We start from the raw sequence: 19,174 nt of genomic DNA on the forward strand, positions 1-19,174 counted from the left end.
TGTACCTATCGCAACGTGAGTGTCACGTCGCGGGGAGGGGCCGTCATGCGCATTCTGGAAGGCACGCCCGCAGAGATCGCGGAGTTCCTGCGTCTCACCGACCAGGCTGCCGAGGGCGATGTCGCCGAGACCGCCGACGTCCTGGCCGCGAGCGGTGGCATGGACGAGGCCTCGGTCCAGGCCTTCATCGACCAGCGGGGACGGACCGACGCGGGCAAAGCCCGAGTGAGGAAGTACTTCGAGAAGCTCGGGCGTACAGGCGTCGAGATCGTCACCGGCCAGTCCGCGCGGACGAAGGACGGGCACACCGACTACCTGATGGTCCGCGACGACGGCCCGCGCCGCTTCGGCGCTGTCGCCTATGTGAAGCCCGCCAACAGCGGCCTCACCCTGCGCCTGACCCGGGAGGACGTGGCGGACGTCGACCCGGACCACATCCAGTTCCGCGATGTGCGGGCGGGCCACCAGTACGTCGTCAACTGCCCCCTCACCTCGGACGAGGCCATCGATTGGGCTGTCGAACTCACCCTGCGGGCCCTCGCGAAGGTCCGCACGGCGTAACTCCCGGCTCCGGGGGGGGGACGAGCGGGCCGCAGCCGCGCCCCGGCGCAACTCCCCCGCACACCACCCGCGACCCCGACGCCCGTCATCCACCGATGACGGGCGTTCGTCAGGACGTCCCCGAGCACGGCTCGGCAGTCCCCGTCGGCCGTCCCCGGCACGTGCGCGGGACGTCATGCGGGTCGACCCGCATCCACGAGAAAGGACGCACCGCAGCGACGAGCGAGAATCCGGTGCGGGCACCAGGATCCTCGCCGCCGGGGGTACGAGCCGTGGAAAGCCCACGAGGTACCGCATCGGCCACACCGGCTCGACGGAAAAGTCAGGTACGGCCGGGACCGGCGTCCCGCCCGCCCTGGAGCCGCTCCATCTCGCGCCGGTCCCGCTTGGTGGGGCGCCCGGCGCCCCGGTCGCGGACCGGCACCTGGAGAGCCACGTCGCGCGGGGGCGGTGGCGGGCTGGTGTCGACGAAGCACTCCACGGCGACCGGTGCGCCGACACGCTTCTTCACGATCTTGGACACGGTGACGATCCGGTCCCGGCCCTCGTGCCTCAGACGCACCTCGTCACCCACGCGCACGGCTTGGGCGGGCTTGGCGCGTTCCCCGGCGACCTTGACGTGGCCAGCACGGCAGGCGGCTGCCGCCTGCGCCCGGGTCTTCGTCAACCGGACCGACCAGATCCACACATCGACCCGGACGCTGCCTGCCGCCTGCGGAGCCTCACCGGAAACCATTCTCCGACTGTAACGGGGGAGCCGGTCGCGGGGACACCGTCGCCTGACCGGTCACCCGGACACCCGGCAGACGTCAACCGTGCGCACACCGTGACGGGGTACGTCCGTCCGGGTGTTGAGATACACGCCCACCCCCGCCCGGCGAAGTCCCGCTGACCGCCGAACTCTTGGGTTCTCGCAAAGGAAACGGTTGCGCGTCGGTTCACCCGCGTGCGGGCCGGACCGCCGAACGGCCTGATCCGGCCGCTAACCTTACGTATCCGTCCTGGCCAGGGATGATTTTCCACCGGTCGGACATTTCTCGCACCCAACTCATGCGAAAGGCCTCGCCCATGGGCATTCGGAGCTTGCTGCGCAAGGTGTTCGGCCGGGAGCAGGACGAGCCGACCACGGCCACCGTTCCGCCCCAGGGTGAGCGCGCGCGATCGACGGAACCGGAATCGGAAGCAGTGCCGGAGAGCACGTCCGCCGCCGAGCCGAAGGTGACCGTTCCCGCGCCCGCCGCTTCCCCCCTCTCCTCCGCCTCCCGCCATTCGGCGGACGCAGGTACGGGCGACTCCGGCGGGCCGGCCGAGCCGGACAAGGGAACCGCCGCCGCGCTGGTGGCCGCCGCCTTCGACCAGCCCACCGCCGCCCCGCACCCGACGGTGCCGGCCCAGAACACCGGTCCCAAGGCCGCCTCCGAGGTGAAGCCCGCGCCCACCCCCGAGGCCCCTGCGGCCTCCGAAGCCCCTGCGGAGCCGGTCGCCGAAGCGGAAGCGGAACCGGTCATCGGGACGGAGCCGGTCGACGGGGCGGAGAAGCCCGGGAGCCGCGAGGCCACGGAGACCACCGCGCTCGCGGAGACCACCGAGGCCGAAAAGAACCCCGCGGCCGAGGAGACCCCTGCGGCCGAGGAGACCCCCGCGCCGGCGAAGGCCGAGGAGCCCGCGGTCGTCGAGCCGGAGGTCCTCGCGGCCGCCATCACGATCGACCTGGACCCGGAGCCCGAGCCCGAGACCGAACCGGCACCCGCCCCGGCACCGACCGTCACCCCGCAGGCGCCGGAAGGCGACGCGGATTCGCAGCCGGAGACCACCGGGGCCCCGGACACCGCTGCGGCCGGAGCCGCCGAGCCCGGGACCGCTCCGAAGGCCGACGCCGCCGCGCAGGCCACCGAGGCGGCCCTCGACGCGATCATCATCGATTACGAACCCTCCGATGGGACTGCGGAGGGTTCCGAAGAGCCTGCGGAGGCTGCGGAGGGTTCCGAGGAGGCGGCGGAGGCGGCCGGGACGCCCGCCCCGGAGCAGGCGTCCCCGGAAGCCGCAGCCGCCCCGGGCCCCGAGGCCGTCCCGGCACCGGTGTCCTCCCCGCGAATCGCAGCCGCCCCGGCCGCCGCCACCACGGCCAGGCCCGCCACCTCGCTCGCCCGCGTGAAGTCCCGCGCCCCCGGCCTGGTCGCCCCGTACAAGTCCGCGCAGGCCGCCCTCAAGGCGCAGGGACTGACCGGGCTGCGGGCCTCCGTCTACCTGGTGCTCGACCGCTCCGGCTCCATGCGGCCTTACTACAAGGACGGCAGCGCCCAGCACCTCGGTGACCGCACGCTGGCCCTCGCCGCGCACCTGGACGAGAACGCCTCGGTCTCCGTGGTCTTCTTCTCCACCGACGTCGACGGCACCGGCACCCTCGGGCTCGACAGCCACGAGGGCCGTATCGACGGGCTGCACGCCGGACTGGGCCGCCTCGGGCGGACCCACTACCACCGTGCCGTCGAAGAGGTCGTCGCCCACTACGAGAAGTCCGGCGCCACCGGCCCCGCGCTGGTCGTCTTCCAGACGGACGGCCCGCCGGACGCCAAGGTCGCGGCCAAGCAGGCGCTGACCGAGGCCGCCCGGCTGCCGCTCTACTTCCAGTTCGTCGCGTTCGGCGACCCCGACGCCAAGGGCTTCGACTTCCTGCGGAAGCTGGACGCCGACCACGCCGGCTTCTTCCACGCGGGCCCCGCGCCGGCCTCGATCCCGGACGCCACGTTCTACCGCGAGATCCTCACCGGACTGCCCGCCTGGATCGCGGGCCGCTCCGGCGGCTCGGCGGGCTGACCTCCGTACCGTCGCGCACCGCGCTCCATCGCTCCACCGCTCCACCGCACGTCACGGCGGGCCCGGGTCACCGGGCCCGCCGTCCGCGTCCCGGACCCGGGGGCGGTCACCGGCGCGGGTTCCGGGCGGGAGCGAGGTACCAGGAGTCGGGGGAACCTCCTGCGGACCGTTAGGATTTTGACCATGGCGGCCACTGGATCCGAGAAGCAGGGAGAGACGTCGTTCTACGTCTCCACCCCCATTTACTACGTCAACGACGCTCCTCACCTGGGCCACGCCTACACGACCGTCGCAGGCGACGTGCTCACGCGCTGGCACCGCCAGCGCGGCGAGAAGGTGTGGTACCTCACCGGCACGGACGAGCACGGTCAGAAGATCATGCGCACGGCCGATCAGCACGGCGTCACCCCGCAGGCCTGGTGCGACAAGCTCGTCGAAGAGGCGTGGAAGCCCCTCTGGGAGCACCTCGACATCGCGAACGACGACTTCATCCGCACCACGGAGAAGCGCCACACCGACCGGGTGCAGGAGTTCGTCCAGGACCTGTACGACAAGGACGAGATCTACAAGGGTGGGTACGAAGGCCCGTACTGCGTGGGCTGCGAGGAGTACAAGCTCCCGGGGGACCTCATCCAGGCCGAGGACGGCACGCCCCTGTGCCCGATCCACAAGAAGCCGGTGGAGATCCTCAAGGAGGAGAACTACTTCTTCAAGCTGAGCGCGTACGGCCCGAAGCTGCTGGAGTTCTACGAGGCCAACCCCGGCTTCATCCAGCCGGAGTCCGCCCGCAACGAGGTCGTCAACTTCGTCAAGCAGGGACTCCAGGACCTTTCGATCTCCCGCTCGACCTTCGACTGGGGCGTCCCGGTGCCGTGGGACGAGAAGCACGTCATCTACGTGTGGGTCGACGCGCTGCTCAACTACGCGACGGCGGTCGGTTACGGCGCCAACCAGGAGAAGTTCGACGGGACCTTCCCGGCCGACGTCCACCTGGTCGGCAAGGACATCCTCCGCTTCCACGCGGTGATCTGGCCCGCCATGCTGATGGCCCAGGGCCTCCCGCTGCCGGGCCGGATCGCGGCCAACGGCTGGCTGATGGTCGGCGGCGAGAAGATGTCGAAGTCGAACCTGACCGGCATCAAGCCGCAGGACCTCACCTCGCACTTCGGTGTGGACGCCTACCGCTGGTACTTCCTGCGCGCCATCGCCTTCGGCAGCGACGGCTCCTTCTCGTGGGAGGACTTCTCGGCGCGCTACACCTCCGAGCTGGCCAACGACTACGGCAACCTCGCCTCCCGCGTCGCCGCGATGATCGGCAAGTACTTCGGCGGCACGCTGCCCGGGGCCACCGCCGCGGGGGACGCCGAGCAGGCGGTCCAGGACGGTCTGGCGAAGGCGGTCGCCGCAGCGGACCTGAAGATCGGCGAGGAGCTCGACTTCCAGGCCGGCATCCTGGCCATCTTCGACTTCGTGAAGCAGGTCAACGGCTACATCACGGAGCAGGAGCCGTGGAAGGTGGCCAAGGACGGCTCGCCCGAGGGGCAGGCCCGTCTCGCGACGATCCTGTACACGGCGTCCGAGGCGCTGCGGGGTGTCGCGGTGCTGCTGAACCCGGTGATGCCGGAGACCTCGCAGAAGCTGTGGGAGTCGCTCGGTGCCGAGCCCTCGCTGGGCGCCCTCGCCGACCAGCGCGTTCAGGACGCGGGCACCTGGGGCCGGCTGCCCGCCGGCGTCACGGTCACCAAGGGCGCGGTGCTCTTCCCGCGCCTGGAGGAGAAGCCGGCCGCGTAGTCGTACGCCCGCGGACCGGCCCCGGCCGGAGTCCGCGGACCGACCCGGAAGGGCGGGACCCCCGTGGCCCCGCCCTTCCGGCGTACCCGCCCTCGCGGCAGCAGGTCCGCAGGGGCCGTCAGCGCGCCAGCGAGGCCTTGTCGCCCATCACGACGACCGGCTTCTTCGCCGGGTCGAGCGTGCGCAGCAACTCCTTCATCCGCTCCTCCGAGACGGAGACACACCCCTGGGTCGGGCCGCCGTGGTCCACGTGGATCCAGATGCCGCCGCCCCGGTCCTCGCCGAGCGGCCGCTCGTGGTCGATCGGGCTGACGCCTTCGACGCGGTTGTAGTTGATGGCCACGACGTAGTCGAAGGAGCCCTCCAGGGGTTCGCCGAAGAACCCGTCGCCCTCCACCGCGAAGTACTCCTCCTCGTCGTACGGGAGCCGGCTGCCGGGATCGGGCAGTCTGCCGCCCGCGTCGGTGAGGCCGAAGACGCCCACCGGGGACCGGAGATCGCCGGTGGAGTGCTCGGCGGTCCACCCCTCCATGCCGTTGTGGGCGGCCCACGGCTCGGTGGCGGGTGTCCAGCCCCGGTCCGGGGCTTCGCGGACGTACAGGACGGCGGTGGACTCGTTGGAGTCCGCGTTCCGGCCGGTCACGACGAACGCCTGCCGGGTGTCGGCCGGGATCTCCGCCAGGGTCTCCGGCCCCAGCCCCGGGATCGCCGTCGGGAGCACGGAAGGAACGGACAGGGCGGACGGGGCGGACGGGGCGGACGGGGCGGACGGGGCGGACGGGGCCGGCGACCCGGGAACGACGGGCCGGGCGGCGGCCGGGGCGGAGGGAGCGGGAGGAGCGGCGGGCGCGGCGGACCGGGCGAGGACACCGACGGAGCCCTGGCCGCCTTCACCGTCCGACCCGGCCACCTCCGCTCCCTTCGGCACGGGCCCGGAGGAGGCGGGTGCGCCGCAGCCGGTGAGCACCAGGAAGAGAGCGAGAAAGGGCGCGAGGAGGGGCACGACGAGCAGGTGCGGTCGGCAACGACCAGCGGATGGGGCGGTCGCGGCGGAGACGCCACCCCGGCGCCGGAGAGCGCCCGGGCCCCGGACGAGGCGCCGGTGGGAGGAGACGGACGGCGGGAGGGAGACGCGCGGACGGTGGGAGACGGACACGGGGCGGGCTCCTGAGTGGTTCTGACTGACTTCCTCTCAGGAGCCACTCTTCGCCGCCTCCGCCGCTCCCGAATCCGGGCGGGGGCCATCCGGCGGTACACCCGCCCGCCGGTCGGCCGCCGGCGGCACGGCGTCCCGTCCGGCGAGCTTCACCGGCACCCCGTAACGACGCAACAGCCCCCGATCGGCGGATCGGGGGCTGTTTCACGTGAAACGTACGGAGCCGGGGCCCCGAGCGGCCGACGCGGTGCCCTTGCGAGCTGCTCCGCCGGGCGCGGTACCGCCCGAGCTGCTCCGCCGGGGGTACCGCCCGAGCGGCTCCGCCGGGTGCGGTACCGCCCGAGCGGCTACGCCCCCGCGCGGCGCGGGCGGAGGCGCCCGCCACGCGACCCGAGCCGGAACCGCAGCCGCACCGGCCCTCGGGGGCGCCGTGGCGCCCTTACTTCTCCGTCTTCTCCGCGGCGGAGGACTCGGCCTTGGCAGCCTCGCCCTTCGACGTGGCGACGGGCTTGCGGAGCTGGATGTTGAGCTCGCGCAGACGCGCCTCGTCCAGCACGGTCGGGGCGCCCATCATCAGGTCCTGGGCGTTGCCGTTGAGCGGGAAGGCGATCGTCTCGCGGATGTTCGGCTCGTCGGCGAGCAGCATCACGATGCGGTCCACGCCCGGGGCGATGCCGCCGTGCGGCGGGGCACCGAGGCGGAAGGCGCGCAGCATGCCCGCGAACTCCTGCTCGACGGTCTCGCGGTCGTAACCGGCGATCTCGAAGGCCCTGAGCATCAGCTCGGGCTCGTGGTTGCGGATCGCGCCGGAGGACAGCTCGATGCCGTTGCAGACGATGTCGTACTGCCAGGCCAGGATGTCCAGCGGGTCCTTCGTCTCCAGGTCCTCCAGGCCGCCCTGGGGCATCGAGAAGGGGTTGTGCGAGAAGTCGATCTTGCCGGTCTCCTCGTCCTTCTCGTACATCGGGAAGTCGACGATCCAGCAGAACCGGAAGACGCCCTCCTCGAAGTGGCCGGAGCGCTTGGCGGCCTCGACGCGGACGGCCGACATGATCTTGGAGACCTCGTCGAACTCTCCGGCGCCGAAGAAGATCGCGTGGCCGGGAACGAGCGAGAGGCGCTCGGTGAGCGTCTTGACGTCCGTCTCGGTGAGGAACTTGGCGATCGGACCGGCCAGCGTGCCGTCCTCACCCACGCGCACCCAGGCGAGGCCCTTGGCGCCGTGCTCGACGGCGTACTCACCGAGGCCGTCGAAGAACTTGCGGGACTGTCCGGCGGTGTCCGGGACGGGGAGCGCGCGCACGTGCTTCCCGGCGAACGCCTTGAACCCGGAGTCGGCGAAGACGTCCGAGATGTCGACGAGCTCCAGCTTGGCCCGCAGGTCGGGCTTGTCGTTGCCGTACTTCAGCATCGACTCGCGGAACGGGATGCGCGGGAACGGGGAGGTGACCTCGCGGCCGTTGCCGAACTCGGTGAAGAGCTCGGTCATCAGCTTCTCGATCGGCTGGAAGACGTCTTCCTGCTCGACGAAGGACATCTCGACGTCGAGCTGGTAGAACTCGCCCGGCGAGCGGTCGGCGCGGGCGTCCTCGTCGCGGAAGCAGGGCGCGATCTGGAAGTAGCGGTCGAAGCCGGAGATCATCAGCAGCTGCTTGAACTGCTGGGGGGCCTGCGGCAGCGCGTAGAACTTGCCCGGGTTGAGACGCGACGGCACGACGAAGTCACGGGCGCCCTCGGGGGAGGTCGCGGTGAGGATCGGGGTCGCCATCTCGTTGAAGCCGAGAGCCACCATCTTCGAGCGGATGGCGGCGATCACGGCCGAGCGCAGCATGATGTTGCGGTGCATGCGCTCGCGGCGCAGGTCGAGGAAGCGGTACTCCAGACGGCGCTCCTCGTTCACCCCGTCCTCGGTGTTGATCGTGAAGGGCAGCGGGGCCGCCTCGCCGAGCACCTCGACCGCGGTGACCTCGATCTCGATCTCACCGGTCGGGAGCTCCGGGTTCACGTTCTCGGTGCCGCGCGCGGAGACCTTGCCGTCGATCCGGACGACGGTCTCCTTGGTCAGCTTCGAGAGCGCCTCGTTCCCCGGGGTGCCGGGGCGGGCGACGAGCTGGACCAGGCCGTAGTGGTCGCGGAGATCGATGAAGAGGATGCCGCCCAGGTCTCGGCGATTGTGCAGCCAGCCGCTCAGCCGGACGTCGGTGCCGACGTCAGAGGCGCGGAGCTCGCCGCAGGTGTGGGACCTGTACCGATGCATCGTCGTTCATCCAGTCTTCGCGGTTGGGGGTCTGTGAGCCACCCCAGGCTACCGCCCGGAACCCGGCCTCCTCGTTGCCCCGACCACTTCGAGGTCATCCGGAGGCCCTGACTGCCGCCGCGTGCCCGGTGAGGGCGCTCCCCGGGTCCGGTCCGCCCCGGCGGGCGGCGGTCCCCACGGTGGCGTAGGCGGAACGCATCTTCCTAAAGTGGGGCAATGCGTACCGAGGACATCCTGGCGGCCATCGAAACGGGGCTGTGGCGCTGGGACACCGCGGACGGGACGGTCCTGCTCGACGCGGAGGCCGCCCGTCTCCTCGACATGCCCGGGAGCGGGATCTACCGGGAGTCCGTCGTACGCGCCCGCTACCACCCGGCCGACTGGAACGAGGTCCGCTCGGTCGTCACCCTGGCGGTCTCCGAGGACACCCTGGCGGAATCCCGGCTCCGGATCGTCGACGAGGACGGCAGGGTGCTCCGTACCGTGCGGGCACGGGCCCGGCCCTACAAGCCCACGGGCGCGGCCACCGACGAGTTCGTCCTCTGGGGCACGCTCCAGGAGGTCGCGGAGCCCATCCCCGGCGTCTCGTCCGCACAGACGCCCGTCACCGGCGACTGGCGGCGCTCCCGCGAGGCGTTCCTGCTGGACGCGGGGCGGGCACTGGTCGAGGCCCGGTCCACGGAGGAGGTCCTGCGGGTCGCCGGTTCGCTCTCCATGCCCGGCTTCTCGCCGGACGGGCTGGCGGTCTTCGGCATCGAGGGGGACCGGCTGACCGTCGTGGGCCATCACGGCCACGGCGACGGCGACGAGGAGCCCTTCGCCGACATGCCGCTCCAGACCGCCTACCCCGCGGCGGAGGTCGCCCGCACCGGCCGGTCGATCTACCTGTCGTCACCGGAGGAGTACGCCCGGCGCTTCCCGCTCACCTGGCCACTCGCCCGCAACTTCGGCCGGCGGTCCTGGGCCTTCCTGCCCCTGGTCGTCTCCGGACGGACCATGGGCGCCTGGATGGCCGGGTTCCGCGAGGCCGTGAGCTTCTCCCCGGACGAGCGGGCCGTGCTCACCACCGTGGCGAGGATGCTCGCCCAGGCCCTCGACCGCGCCGGGGCGGCGGAGTCCGAGCGGGAGCTCTCCCTTGGGCTCCAGCGGGCAATGATGCCCTCGCTGGGCATGCGCGTCCCCGGCATCACCGTGGCGGCCCGCTACATCCCCACCGGCGGAGGCCTCCAGGTCGGCGGCGACTGGTACGACATGATCGCGCTGCCCAACGGCCGGGTCGCGCTCGTCATCGGCGACGTGCAGGGCCACGACGTGCGCGCGGCCGGGCTGATGGGCCAGCTCCGCATCGCCCTGCGCGCCTACGCCTCCGAGGGCCACCGCCCGGACGCGGTGCTCGCCCGCGCCTCCCGCTTCCTGGCCGGGCTGACCAAGGCGTACGAGTACGACGGCGACGGCGACGAATCCAGCGCCCCGCGCTTCGCGACCTGCCTCTACGCCGAGGCCGACCCGGCCAACGGCACCCTCGACATCGCCCGCGCCGGCCACCCCGACCCCGTGGTGATCAGCGCCGACGGCACCGCCGTCATCCGGCAGACGCAGGGCGGACTGCCGCTGGGCATCGAGACCGACGCCGACTACCCGACGACCCAGGTGGTGCTGGAACCCGGCGAGACGATGATGCTCTGCACCGACGGGCTCATCGAGACCGGCGGACACGACCTCGCGACCGGCTGGGAGCGGCTGCGCCCCATTCTGGAGACGCCCGGAGCCGATCCGGAGACCCTCGCCGAGGCGCTCCTGGAGACGGTCCACGGACCCACCTCGCACTACACGACGGGCCCCCTCCCGGAGCGCCACGAGGACGACATCGCGCTGCTGGTAATCCGCCGAGACACCCCCGCCACCGAGGCGAAGTCCCCGCCGCGCCGTGCCGCGGTGACCATCGCGCAGGCCGAGCCGGAGCGGATCGCCGTCGCCCGGCAGCTGCTGCGCGAGCTGCTGCACGACTGGGCCGACGACGAGCAGGTCGACTCCGCCGTGCTGATGCTCTCGGAGATGGCCACCAACGTGCTGGTGCACACGGACGGCGACGCGCTGATGGTGGCCGAGGTGACCGGCGAGCACGGCGAGCGGCGGCTGCGGGTCGAGGTCGCGGACGGCAGCGATGAGCTCCCGCACAAGCGCCGTCCGGGCGAGATGGCCTCCAGCGGACGCGGGCTGGTCCTGATGGAGATGCTGGCGGACACCTGGGGGGTCGACCCGCGCGGAGCGGGCAAGTCGATCTGGTTCGAGCTGTACGAGTCCGCCGAGCCCGAGGAGCTCACGTCGCCCCCGCTCCCGTTCGAGCGGATCTGACCGGACCGCGCCGCGCTCAGGCCAGTACGACCGAGAAACTGTCCAGGGTGACCCAGGTGATGGCGTTGGCCGCCGTCGCGCCGAGCACGGTGACGCGGCCCGAGGTGCTGATCTCGACCACGCAGGCGTTGACGCCGGCCTTGTTGTTGCGCGGGCACACCCCCCGGGAGGTCTTCGGCACCGCGAGGGTGGCGGGGACCGCGCCCAGCGCGGCCTCCGCGGTGAGGGCGCAGACGACGCCGCCGCGCAGCTGGAGGAAGTCCGTGCCGGCGATCCTGACGACGCGGGCGGCCGGGACCTCGGCGGAGGCGGTGACGTCCGGGGCCAGCACGAGCGGCGCCCAGGGGTGGACCAGATTGACGCCGACGCCCCGGACGGGGGTGGCAGCGCCGGCGGGGGCGGCGAGCAGGGGTGCGCCGACGGCCGCCGCGGGGGCGGTGACGGCCGCGGTCAGCAGGGCACGACGACTGGGGGTGCTCAGCGGCATGAGGGGTCCTCGGGTGACGTGGGGGCGGGGGAAAGGGGAGGTGGAGCGCGGAGGTCGTGGGGGTCTCGTCAGCGCCAGGCGACCGAGAAGCCGTTCAGGTCGACCCGTTCGACCGGGTGGTCCGGGGTCGCCCCGTACACCGTGAGTCCGCCGTCGGGCGTGGCGTCCATCCGGCACACGCAGCGGCCGGCCAGGCCGTCGCGGGGAACCTCGGCCCGGACGGTGCGGCTCGGTGTCAGGGCAGGCGGGAGCAGCGCGATCCGGGTGTCCCGGGTGAGGGTCCCCCCGAGGACGCCGCGCAGTTGGAGCGAGGTGGTCCCGGCGATGTCCACCAGGCGTCCGCGCGGGCGCCCGGTGCCGTCCCGCGGGGTGATCCCCGGGGCGGGGGTGAGCGCGGTCCAGTCGGCCAGCACCTTCACCCCCTGCACGGGCGCCTCCGTGGAGAGGAAGCAGATGGTGACCTCGCGCGGTGTGGTGTGGCTGCCGCTGAACCCGAAGAGGAGCCGCGCCTCCCCGCCCGCCGGCTCGATGCACAGCCCTTCGGGCTCCCGGCGCTCCAGCCCCGGCACGGCGGTCATGAGCCGGGGCCCGGCGACCACGGAGCCGTCGGTCCAGGAGAGGGCGGTGATGTGGGTGTCGTCCACGTCCGGGTTGCCGGTGTACAGGTAGAGGTGGTCGCCGAGCGAGGCGAAGCCCTGGAAGGTGTCGGCCAGGCGCGGCACCCGTGCGGCCGCGGGGTGCGCGACCGTGCGCAGCGGGATCCAGGTGACGTCACCGGTGTAGGGGTCGATCGGGTACTGGCTGAAGAGGTACCCCCGCGCGGTCAGGTACCGGACGGTGAGGCGCAGCAGGACCGGGTCCACGTTGGGCGCGACGAACCGGGCCCCCGGTGCCGGGGTGAAGGGCTCCGACAGCACGGACGAGCCCAGGGTGACCGTCTCTCCCGGGAGGTAGGGGAACCGGGCGACGCGCGTACCGAACTGCTCGAACAGCGGGCCGACCTCGGTCCAGAGGTAGGTCGTGCCGCCGATGTGCTGGGCACCGATCTGGTAGCCGTGGCCGAAGCCGTCGCAGTGCATGTGGTCGAGCGCCCTGCCGGTGGCGCGGTCCATGCGGTAGACGCAGAGGTTGCCGTTGGCCGGGGCGTCGCGGATCTGCACGACGAAGAGGTCGTGGGTCACCGGGTCGACGGCCATCGACTGGGGCGCCCGGGTGTGCTTCTCGTGGTTGAGCGGCGTGCCGCTGAGGACGCGGCCCCAGGGGCCGGCCAGGTCGATGAGATCCATTACCGCCACGGACGAAGTCCCCTCCCCGCGGGTCCGTGGGTGGACCGCGCGCGGGGAGCGTACGTGCAGCGGGCCGCTCCGCCCGCGCGGCCCGCCGTACGCGCCGAGGAGCCACCCTCACGGGGTGTCGGGAGCCGCGTTCCGGGCCCGCAGCTCCTCGATCACGCCGAAGGCCGCCGCGCTGAGCGGGACGGCGAGCAGCATGCCGAGGATGCCGGCGACGCTCGCGCCGGCGGTCAGCACGATCAGGATGACGGCCGGGTGCAGCCGCACGGTGCGGCTCTGGATCATCGGCTGGAGCACGTGGCCCTCCAGCAGCTGGACCGCGACGACGATGCCGAGTACCCAGAGGGCGATGACGAACCCCCGGTCGGCGAGTGCCACCAGGACGGCCACCGCGCCGGAGAGGAAGGCCCCCAGGTAGGGGATGTAGGCGCCGACGAAGACCAGCGCGCCCAGCCCGACGGCGCCGGGCACCCCCACGATCAGCAGTCCGACGGTGATGCAGAGGGCGTCGATCAGCGCGATGAAGGTGGTGCCGCGCATGAAGCCCTCGACCGCCCCGAAGGCCCGGCGCCCCATCGCCTCGACGAGGTCGCCCGCACCGCGCGGCGCGAGGGAGTGGGCGAGCCGTACGGCCCGGTCGGAGTCGCGCAGGAAGAAGAAGGTGAGGAGCAGCGCGAGGACGGCGGTCGCGGCCAGGGTGCCGATCAGGCTCAGGCCGGTGATGACACCGCCGGCCGCGGTGGCGCCGAACTTCTCGACGAGGGTCCTGGCGTTGCCGGCGAGGTTGTCCACGGACGCCCGGTCGCCCAGGTCGAAGTGGTCGATCACCCACTGGCCGGCGTCCTTGAGCGAGGAGACGATGTGACCGCCGTTGTCGATGAGCGCGGTGACGACGATGTACCCGGCACCGCCGACGACCGCGACCAACAGGGCGCAGGTCAGGCCGGCGGAGAGGGAGCGCTGCACGTGGCGGGCGGTCAGCCAGCGGTGGACCGGGCCGAGCAGCGCCGTACCGAGCAGGGCGAGCAGGACGGGGGTGACGGCGGTCTTGAGGTAGACGGACAGCCAGACGACGACGGCGGCGACCCCGGTGACGAGCAGCAGGACACCGCACCAGGCGGCCGTCCGCCGGGCGGCGTCGGGCAGGAGGGGTTTCTGGTTCGGCACTCCACCACCCGATCACGGGGCGGGCGGATACGGCGTCCGGGCCCGCGACGCGTACGGGTGACGGATCGCCACCCGTACGCCGCCGGTCACATGCCGTGGACCGCCGGGACGGAGCCGAGACGGCCGGCCTGGAAGTCCTCGAAGGCCTTCTTCAGTTCGGCCTGGCTGTTCATGACGAACGGCCCGTAGTGCGCCATCGGTTCGCGGATGGGGCGCCCGCCGAGGAGGACGACCTCCAGGTCGGGGGTGTGCCCGTCCTGCTGCTCGTCCGCGCGGACGGTCAGCGAGGAACCGGCGCCGAAGACGGCCGTCTGTCCCAGGTGGACGGGGCGCCGCTCGGCGCCCGCGGTGCCGCGGCCGGCGAGCACGTACGCGAGGCCGTTGAAGTCCTCGCGCCACGGCAGGGTCACCTCGGCGCCCGGGCGGATGGTCGCGTGGATCATCGTGATGGGGGTGTGGGTGATGCCGGGGCCCTCGTGCCCGTCGAGCTCACCGGCGATGACGCGGAGCAGCGCGCCGCCGTCCGGGGAGGCGAGGAGCTGGACCTGGCCGCCGCGGATGTCCTGGTAGCGGGGGTCCATCATCTTGTGGCTCTTGGGCAGGTTCACCCAGAGCTGGAGGCCGTGGAAGAGGCCGCCGGACATGACCAGCGACTCCGGCGGGGCCTCGATGTGCAGCAGGCCGGAGCCCGCCGTCATCCACTGGGTGTCGCCGTTCTCGATGGTGCCGCCGCCACCGTTGGAGTCCTGGTGGATGAAGCTGCCGTCGATCAGGTACGTCACGGTCTCGAAGCCGCGGTGCGGGTGCCAGGGGGTTCCCTTGGGCTCACCGGCCGCGTACTCCACCTCACCCATCTGGTCCATCATGATGAACGGGTCGAGGTGCTTGTAGTTGATCCCGGCGAACGCGCGTCGCACCGGGAATCCCTCGCCCTCGAAGCCCGTCGGCGCGGTGGTGACCGCGAGGACGGGACGGGCGACGGCGTCGCCCGAGGCGGCCACCTTGGGCAGGGTCAGCGGGTTTTCTACGGTCACTGCGGGCATGGGAGCCACCTCCGGGCGGGATCTGCTTCCAATTTAGTTGAACAGTGAACATCTTGCAAGGCGTCGCGCATTCCCGGCGGGGCGCGAGGGGCGCGGCGGAGCGGCGGGGCCCGCCGAGGCGTACGCGAGGAAGGCCCGCACCGTGCCGGTGCGGGCCCTGGGGACGGGCGAGGGGCGGGCGCGTCAGCCGTACATGCGCCGCATGGCGAAGTCGACCATCTGCTCGACCGCCTTGGCGTCGAAGACCATCCGGTGGTCGCCCTCCATGTCGAGGACGAAGCCGTACCCGGTCGGGAGCAGGTCGATCACCTCGGCGCCGGTGATCACGAAGTACTTCGACTCCTTGCCCGCGTACCGGCGCAGCTCCTTGAGGGTGCTGAACATCGGGATCACCGGCTGCTGGGTGTTGTGCAGCGCGAGGAAGCCCGGGCCGTCGCCGCGCGGGCAGTACACCTTCGAGGTCGCGAAGATCTGCTGGAAGTCCTCCGCCGCGAGCGTGCCGGTGGTGAAGGCCCGTACCGCGTCCGCCAGGGAGGGTGGCGAGGGCTCGGGATAGAGCGGCTGCTCGGCATAGCCGCCGCCCATCTGCCCCATCTGACCCATCTGCTGCTGTGCACCCGGGTTCTGGTCGTAGCCGTACATGCCCCAAAGAGTAATCGGACACATCTCCGGCTCCAGGGGTTGCGCCTTATTACTCACGGGTAGCATCATCGGAGAGGTCCGCCCGACCGCGTCATGCCGCGGGCCGGTCCCTCCGCACAGCCCGTCGCCCGACCGCATCACTCCCCGGGGCGCTGCGCGTCACCGCTATTGATTACGGAGCCTTCCCATGGGGCACTACAAGTCGAATCTCCGCGACATCGAGTTCAACCTCTTCGAGGTGCTCGGGCGCGACAAGCTGTACGGCACCGGACCGTTCGCGGAGATGGACGTCGAGACCGCGAAGAGCATCCTCGACGAGGTCACCCGCCTCGCGGAGAACGAGCTCGCCGCCTCCTACACCGACGCCGACCGCACCCCGCCGGTCTTCGACCCCGCGACCCACACCGCACCGGTCCCGGAGACCTTCAAGCGGTCGTACCAGGCGTTCATGGACTCCGAGTACTGGCGCCTGGGCCTCCCGGAGGAGATCGGCGGCACCACCTCCCCGCGCTCCCTGATCTGGGGCTACGCGGAGCTGCTGCTCGGCGCGAACCCGGCCGTCTGGATGTACTCCTCCGGGCCCGCGTTCGCCGGCATCCTGCACGCCGAGGGCAACGACGCGCAGAAGAAGATCGCGGAGATCGCCGTCGAGAAGCAGTGGGGCTCGACGATGGTGCTGACCGAGCCGGACGCCGGTTCGGACGTCGGCGCCGGCCGTACCAAGGCGGTCCAGCAGGCCGACGGCTCCTGGCACATCACGGGCGTGAAGCGCTTCATCACGTCCGGCGAGCACGACATGTCGGAGAACATCCTCCACTACGTGCTGGCCCGCCCCGAGGGCGCCGGACCGGGCACCAAGGGCCTCTCGCTCTTCCTCGTCCCGAAGTACCACTTCGACTGGCAGACCGGTGAGCTGGGCGAGCGCAACGGCGTCTACGCCACGAACGTCGAGCACAAGATGGGCCTCAAGGCCTCCAACACCTGCGAGATGACCTTCGGCGACCAGCACCCCGCGCAGGGCTGGCTGATCGGCGACAAGCACGACGGCATCCGCCAGATGTTCATGATCATCGAGTTCGCCCGGATGATGGTCGGCACGAAGGCCATCGCCACCCTCTCCACCGGCTACCTCAACGCGCTGGAGTACGCCAAGGAGCGCGTCCAGGGCTCGGACCTGTCGCAGTTCATGGACAAGACCGCCCCCAAGGTCACCATCACGCACCACCCCGACGTGCGCCGCTCCCTCATGACGCAGAAGGCGTACGCCGAGGGCATGCGCTCCCTGGTGCTGTACACCGCCTCCGTCCAGGACGCGATCCAGGTCGAGGAGGCCGCCGGCGGGGACGCCAAGGCGCTGCACGGCCTCAACGACCTGCTGCTGCCGATCGTGAAGGGCTACGGCTCCGAGCGCTCCTACGAGCAGCTCGCGCAGTCGCTGCAGACCTTCGGCGGCTCCGGGTACCTCCAGGAGTACCCGATCGAGCAGTACATCCGCGACGCCAAGATCGACACCCTCTACGAGGGCACCACGGCCATCCAGGGCCAGGACTTCTTCTTCCGGAAGATCGTCCGCGACCAGGGCGCCTCCCTCAACACGCTCTCCGAGGAGATCAAGAAGTTCCTCGCCGGCGCCCAGGGCAACGACGAGCTGGCCCCCGCGCTGGACTCCCTCGCCAAGGCGGCCGTGGACCTGGAGGCGATCGTCGGCACGATGATCAACGACCTCACCGCGACCGGCGAGGACGTGAAGAGCATCTACAAGGTGGGGCTCAACACCACCCGCCTGCTGCTCGCCTCCGGCGACGTCGTCGTCGGCTACCTCCTCCTCAAGGGCGCATCGGTCGCCGCGGAGAAGCTGCCGACCGCCTCCGGCAAGGACATCGCCTTCTACCAGGGCAAGATCGCGGCCGCGAAGTTCTTCGCCGCCAACGTCCTGCCCGGCGTCTCGACCGAGCGCGTGCTGGCCGAGTCCGTCGACAACTCCCTGATGGAGCTGGACGAGGCCGCCTTCTAGGCGACGCGACCGGCGGACGCGGGTCCGCCCAGCCCGACGACCAGCGACGGCCCGCCCCCCTGCGGCGCACACCCGGGGGGGAGCGGGCCGCCGCCGTCCCACCCCCGCGGAACGGCGGGCCGGGCGGCGCGGCGGGACGACCGTGAATCCTCCGCAACAGGCGTCGTTACAGTGAAGAACATGAGTTCCTCCCACCACTTCGACAGGTCTCACACCGACGACCTGATGGCCTTCCTCGCCGCCAGCCCCTCGCCCTACCACGCCGTGGCCAACACCGCCGCCCTCCTGGAGAAGGCAGGGTTCCGGCAGGTCGAGGAGACAGCGGCCTGGGACGCGACGAGCGGCGGGAAGTACGTCCTGCGCGGCGGCGCCGTCATCGCCTGGTACGTCCCCGAAGGCGCCGCCCCCCACACCCCGTTCCGTATCGTCGGCGCCCACACCGACTCGCCCAACCTGCGGGTCAAGCCGCTGCCCGACACCGGGGCGCACGGCTGGCGCCAGGTCGCCGTGGAGATCTACGGCGGGACCCTGCTCAACACCTGGCTCGACCGGGACCTCGGCATCGCGGGACGGCTCTCGCTGCGCGACGGCACCGACGTGCTGACCTCGATCGACCGCCCGCTGCTGCGCGTCCCGCAGCTCGCCGTCCACCTGGACCGCGCGGCCAACACCGACGGCCTCAAGCTCGACCGCCAGAAGCACATGCAGCCGGTCTGGGGCCTGGGCCGGGTGGAGGAGGGCGATCTCGTCCGGTTCGTCGCCGAGGAAGCGGGGGTCGACCCGGAGGACGTGGCCGGCTGGGACCTGATGGCGCACGCCGTCGAGAAGCCCGCCTACCTGGGCCGCGACCGGGAGCTGGTGGCCGGCCCCCGGATGGACAACCTCCTCTCCGTGCACGCGGGCGCCGCCGCGCTCGCCGCCGTCGCCCGGCGGCACGCCTCCGAGGGCACCGCGCTCCCGTACATCCCCGTCCTCGCCGCCTTCGACCACGAGGAGAACGGCTCGCAGTCCGACACGGGCGCCGACGGCCCGCTGCTCGGCACGGTCATGGAGCGCTCCGTCTTCGCCCGGGGCGGCGGTTACGAGGACCGCGCCCGCGCCTTCGCCGGGACCGTCTGCGTCTCCTCCGACACCGGCCACGCGATCCACCCCAACTACGCGGAGCGCCACGACCCGACGCACCACCCGGTCGTCAACGGCGGGCCGATGCTGAAGGTCAACGTCAACATGCGGTACGCCACCGACGGCAGCGGCCGCGCCGTGTTCGCCGCCGCGTGCGAGCGGGCGGGCGTGCCGATGCAGACGTTCGTCTCCAACAACGCGATGCCGTGCGGCACGACGATCGGTCCGATCACCGCCGCGCGCCACGGAATCCAGACCGTGGACATCGGCGTGGCGATCCTGTCGATGCACAGTGCCCGCGAACTCTGCGGCTCCGACGACCCGTTCCTGCTGGCCAACGCCCTGACCGCCTTCCTGCGGGGCTGACGGCCGCCTCCGGGCCCCGGGCCCAACCTCCCTGACTGACATGGTTGTTGCCGGGCCGGGTACGCGATCCGTACACGGGCCGGAACCACCGGGCCGTCGAGGAG

At 71.9% G+C, this 19,174-nt stretch carries 14 protein-coding genes; 6 read left to right on the plus strand and 8 right to left on the minus strand.

Annotation, left to right across the window (positions count from 1 at the left end; translation table 11 throughout):
- Positions 1-45: 45 nt before the first annotated feature.
- Entirely contained in the window at positions 46-561 is a 516-nt protein-coding gene (locus tag PZB77_RS14785) for a hypothetical protein (RefSeq protein ID WP_275493060.1), read from the plus strand.
- Between the two features lie 322 nt (positions 562-883).
- Here PZB77_RS14785 and PZB77_RS14790 read toward each other — a convergent pair whose 3' ends face one another.
- The gene (locus PZB77_RS14790) at positions 884-1,297 is read right to left on the minus strand and encodes a S4 domain-containing protein (protein WP_275493061.1); all 414 of its coding nucleotides are present in this window, start codon (positions 1,295-1,297) and stop codon (positions 884-886) included.
- 332 nt (positions 1,298-1,629) lie between these two features.
- Here PZB77_RS14790 and PZB77_RS14795 point away from each other — a divergent pair, with 332 nt between their 5' ends.
- Together PZB77_RS14795 and metG are read left to right on the plus strand one after the other, a co-directional pair.
- Positions 1,630-3,378, plus strand: coding sequence for a VWA domain-containing protein (locus PZB77_RS14795; RefSeq protein WP_275493062.1), 1,749 nt, complete (start codon positions 1,630-1,632; stop codon positions 3,376-3,378).
- 183 nt (positions 3,379-3,561) lie between these two features.
- Entirely contained in the window at positions 3,562-5,169 is a 1,608-nt protein-coding gene (gene metG / locus PZB77_RS14800; RefSeq protein ID WP_275493063.1) for a methionine--tRNA ligase, read from the plus strand.
- A 118-nt stretch (positions 5,170-5,287) separates the two neighbouring features.
- On the opposite strand, the gene PZB77_RS14805 is transcribed toward metG, so the two are convergent.
- Together PZB77_RS14805 and aspS are read right to left on the minus strand one after the other, a co-directional pair.
- Positions 5,288-6,172 (minus strand): L,D-transpeptidase family protein, encoded by an 885-nt coding sequence (locus PZB77_RS14805; protein WP_275493064.1) that lies wholly within the window; start codon positions 6,170-6,172, stop codon positions 5,288-5,290.
- 592 nt (positions 6,173-6,764) lie between these two features.
- Positions 6,765-8,582, minus strand: coding sequence for an aspartate--tRNA ligase (aspS, locus tag PZB77_RS14810; RefSeq protein ID WP_275493065.1), 1,818 nt, complete (start codon positions 8,580-8,582; stop codon positions 6,765-6,767).
- Positions 8,583-8,798: 216 nt separating this feature from the next.
- Here aspS and PZB77_RS14815 point away from each other — a divergent pair, with 216 nt between their 5' ends.
- The gene (locus PZB77_RS14815; RefSeq protein WP_275493066.1) at positions 8,799-10,937 is read left to right on the plus strand and encodes a SpoIIE family protein phosphatase; all 2,139 of its coding nucleotides are present in this window, start codon (positions 8,799-8,801) and stop codon (positions 10,935-10,937) included.
- 16 nt (positions 10,938-10,953) lie between these two features.
- Here the strand turns inward: PZB77_RS14815 and PZB77_RS14820 are convergent, their stop codons facing one another.
- The 5 genes from PZB77_RS14820 to PZB77_RS14840 form a co-directional block, all read right to left on the minus strand.
- A complete protein-coding gene (locus PZB77_RS14820) occupies positions 10,954-11,424 on the minus strand; it encodes a hypothetical protein (RefSeq protein ID WP_275493067.1) in 471 nt (156 codons plus the stop codon).
- A 68-nt stretch (positions 11,425-11,492) separates the two neighbouring features.
- Entirely contained in the window at positions 11,493-12,710 is a 1,218-nt protein-coding gene (locus PZB77_RS14825; protein WP_343299901.1) for a hypothetical protein, read from the minus strand.
- 117 nt (positions 12,711-12,827) lie between these two features.
- On the minus strand, positions 12,828-13,883 hold the full coding sequence (locus PZB77_RS14830) for an AI-2E family transporter (RefSeq protein ID WP_275493069.1): 1,056 nt from the start codon (positions 13,881-13,883) through the stop codon (positions 12,828-12,830).
- Positions 13,884-13,969: 86 nt separating this feature from the next.
- Positions 13,970-14,926 (minus strand): pirin family protein, encoded by a 957-nt coding sequence (locus PZB77_RS14835; RefSeq protein ID WP_275493070.1) that lies wholly within the window; start codon positions 14,924-14,926, stop codon positions 13,970-13,972.
- 183 nt (positions 14,927-15,109) lie between these two features.
- Positions 15,110-15,568 carry an SseB family protein gene (locus tag PZB77_RS14840; RefSeq protein ID WP_266706714.1) on the minus strand — a complete coding sequence of 153 codons (459 nt, stop codon included), beginning with the start codon at positions 15,566-15,568 and terminating at the stop codon, positions 15,110-15,112.
- 187 nt (positions 15,569-15,755) lie between these two features.
- Between PZB77_RS14840 and PZB77_RS14845 the strand changes: the two genes are divergently transcribed.
- Both PZB77_RS14845 and PZB77_RS14850 read left to right on the plus strand, forming a co-directional pair.
- Positions 15,756-17,582, plus strand: coding sequence for an acyl-CoA dehydrogenase (locus PZB77_RS14845; RefSeq protein WP_275493071.1), 1,827 nt, complete (start codon positions 15,756-15,758; stop codon positions 17,580-17,582).
- Positions 17,583-17,762: 180 nt separating this feature from the next.
- A complete protein-coding gene (locus PZB77_RS14850; protein WP_275493072.1) occupies positions 17,763-19,070 on the plus strand; it encodes a M18 family aminopeptidase in 1,308 nt (435 codons plus the stop codon).
- Positions 19,071-19,174: the final 104 nt, after the last annotated feature.

Source organism: Streptomyces sp. AM 2-1-1 (assembly GCF_029167645.1).
GTDB lineage: Bacteria > Actinomycetota > Actinomycetes > Streptomycetales > Streptomycetaceae > Streptomyces.

Bases quoted from the DNA above. Each gene is read 5' to 3' on its own strand.
- PZB77_RS14785 (WP_275493060.1), top strand. From the start codon at position 46: ATGCGCATTCTGGAAGGCACGCCCGCAGAGATCGCGGAGTTCCTGCGT.
- PZB77_RS14790 (WP_275493061.1), bottom strand. From the start codon at position 1,297: ATGGTTTCCGGTGAGGCTCCGCAGGCGGCAGGCAGCGTCCGGGTCGAT.
- PZB77_RS14795 (WP_275493062.1), top strand. From the start codon at position 1,630: ATGGGCATTCGGAGCTTGCTGCGCAAGGTGTTCGGCCGGGAGCAGGAC.
- metG (WP_275493063.1), top strand. From the start codon at position 3,562: ATGGCGGCCACTGGATCCGAGAAGCAGGGAGAGACGTCGTTCTACGTC.
- aspS (WP_275493065.1), bottom strand. From the start codon at position 8,582: ATGCATCGGTACAGGTCCCACACCTGCGGCGAGCTCCGCGCCTCTGAC.
- PZB77_RS14815 (WP_275493066.1), top strand. From the start codon at position 8,799: ATGCGTACCGAGGACATCCTGGCGGCCATCGAAACGGGGCTGTGGCGC.
- PZB77_RS14820 (WP_275493067.1), bottom strand. From the start codon at position 11,424: ATGCCGCTGAGCACCCCCAGTCGTCGTGCCCTGCTGACCGCGGCCGTC.
- PZB77_RS14825 (WP_343299901.1), bottom strand. From the start codon at position 12,710: ATGGATCTCATCGACCTGGCCGGCCCCTGGGGCCGCGTCCTCAGCGGC.
- PZB77_RS14835 (WP_275493070.1), bottom strand. From the start codon at position 14,926: ATGCCCGCAGTGACCGTAGAAAACCCGCTGACCCTGCCCAAGGTGGCC.
- PZB77_RS14840 (WP_266706714.1), bottom strand. From the start codon at position 15,568: ATGTACGGCTACGACCAGAACCCGGGTGCACAGCAGCAGATGGGTCAG.
- PZB77_RS14845 (WP_275493071.1), top strand. From the start codon at position 15,756: ATGGGGCACTACAAGTCGAATCTCCGCGACATCGAGTTCAACCTCTTC.
- PZB77_RS14850 (WP_275493072.1), top strand. From the start codon at position 17,763: ATGAGTTCCTCCCACCACTTCGACAGGTCTCACACCGACGACCTGATG.